The following is a 1,734-nucleotide window of genomic DNA, read 5'->3' as shown; positions in this document are numbered from 1 at the left end:
AACTTCTATTGCTCTTACGATTTTTGAAAAAATATATTTATTAAATTCATCATCTCCAGGTTTTACCGTAGGAAAAGGTGCATGCGCCTGATTGCATACAATACCCAGACTGTCAGCATATTTTCTTAATTCACGAGCTTTTTGCTTGTAATCGTCATAGTCTATAAGCCTGTTTATACTATCTTCAAACATTGAAAAATCATAAGCGTCAAAGCCTGCATCTTTAAACAGCTTTAGAATTTCATAATTTCCGCCAAATTTATTAAAGGATTCTGTTTCACTTGATATTAATCTTTTAGCCATTTTTTATCGCCTTTCTTTTGTTTTTAAATAATCATAAGTAATTGTCTTTGTATTATTATATCATACTAGATTATGTATTGGTGTAAATACTATTGAATAAATCTATGAATATTTTAACAAAAAAAGCAATCATTAAGATTGCTTTTAATATCTGATTTTAGTCTTAAATTATCTGCTTTTCTTTCCATCTTTTTAGAGTTGAAAGATGTCTTTTCAGTTCAACTCTTGCTTGTTCGGGTGTATATGATAGCCCTTTTTCTTTGTTATATTCATCAAGAAATTTCAAATTAAATTCTACCATTTCATCTAACGTCCTGTTATGAGTAAAGCTGCCTTTTTGATAGCAAAATTTACAATAATCGGTATGAACATGATCGTCTTGTGTAGTTCCAAAATCTTCAATATCTTTCAAATCCATTCCGCAGCTTTGACATATAGGTTCTTGGGGGAGTCCAAGCAAAACATTAGCTGGAACATTAATAATTTTGAAATAGCTTTTAATGTTTCGATATTTGGCGTGGTTTCGCCGTTTTCCCATCTAGATACTGCTTGACGTGTAACAAAAAGTTTTTCAGCCATTTCTTCTTGTGAAAGTCCATGTTGCTTTCTGATTTCTGCGATTACTTGCTTCATTTCCATAAATTTTTTACCCCTAAAAGATTTTAATCTATTTACAATTATAATAATCATTGCCGTTATTAACAAGCAACCGTTTGTTGCTTTTTCTTCAATAAGAAGTGTAATCGCGTCTTATACTATAACCTTATTATTCCGTTTCAAATATTCTTCTTTAAATAAAATATAGTTTACATCTTCAATCTCTTTTTTTAGCTGTTTTGCAAAAAATACATTTTTCTTAACATAAGTAAAACCGCACTTTTCAATAACTCTACGTGACTGATTGTTATATACAAAGTGGCTGCAAGTTACTGCCTCTAAGTCAAGGTCATTAAAGCAATAAGCTAATACAGCATTGACAGCTTCAGGCATCAAACCTTGTCCCCAATAATCCTTAGAAAGTACGTAGCCGATTTCTTTGACCTTTAAGTCTTTGTATTTGTCATCATTTTCAGTCCATGATTGATGAAGTCCCAAAGATCCGATTACTTTAGAATCTACTTTGTGATATAAAGCAAAAACTTCTTTTTCTTCTATAAACATATCCAAAATGTTTTGACTAGTTTCTATTGAATCATGGTGTCCCCAGCCGGCCATTTCGCCAACCCCAGGAACAGACGCATATGTAAAAAGGTCATTTAAATCAGATTTTTCAAAGGGACGCAAAAGCAGTCGTTTAGTTTCAATAGTCGTATTAGATACATCAATTTTAAAATCCATAGTTTTGAGGTCCTTAAATTTATTTATATTAATATAACATATTTTTGTATCATTCATATACAAAAAAAAATAAAAATCCCTCAACAGCAAAAA

At 30.8% G+C, this 1,734-nt stretch carries 4 protein-coding genes; all 4 read right to left on the bottom strand.

Annotation, left to right across the window (positions count from 1 at the left end; genetic code table 11):
- On the bottom strand, positions 1–303 hold a 303-nt coding region (locus VIL26_03425; protein HEY8389983.1), incomplete at its 3' end, for a hypothetical protein.
- A gap of 163 nt (positions 304–466) precedes the next feature.
- Positions 467–721, bottom strand: a complete 255-nt coding sequence (locus VIL26_03420) for a zinc ribbon domain-containing protein (protein ID HEY8389982.1) — start codon at positions 719–721, stop codon at positions 467–469.
- Complete coding sequence (locus VIL26_03415) at positions 712–942, bottom strand: helix-turn-helix transcriptional regulator (GenBank protein HEY8389981.1); 231 nt, start codon at positions 940–942, stop codon at positions 712–714. The genes VIL26_03420 and VIL26_03415 overlap by 10 nt, the downstream gene beginning before the upstream one ends.
- Before the next feature lie 111 nt (positions 943–1,053).
- A complete protein-coding gene (locus tag VIL26_03410; GenBank protein HEY8389980.1) occupies positions 1,054–1,641 on the bottom strand; it encodes a GNAT family protein in 588 nt (195 codons plus the stop codon).
- Positions 1,642–1,734: the final 93 nt, after the last annotated feature.

It is taken from the genome of Clostridia bacterium (genome assembly GCA_036562685.1).
GTDB lineage: Bacteria > Bacillota > Clostridia > Christensenellales > DUVY01 > DUVY01.
The sequence above is the reverse complement of the archived record's forward strand: the minus strand, read 5'-3'. Positions and strand labels throughout refer to the sequence as shown.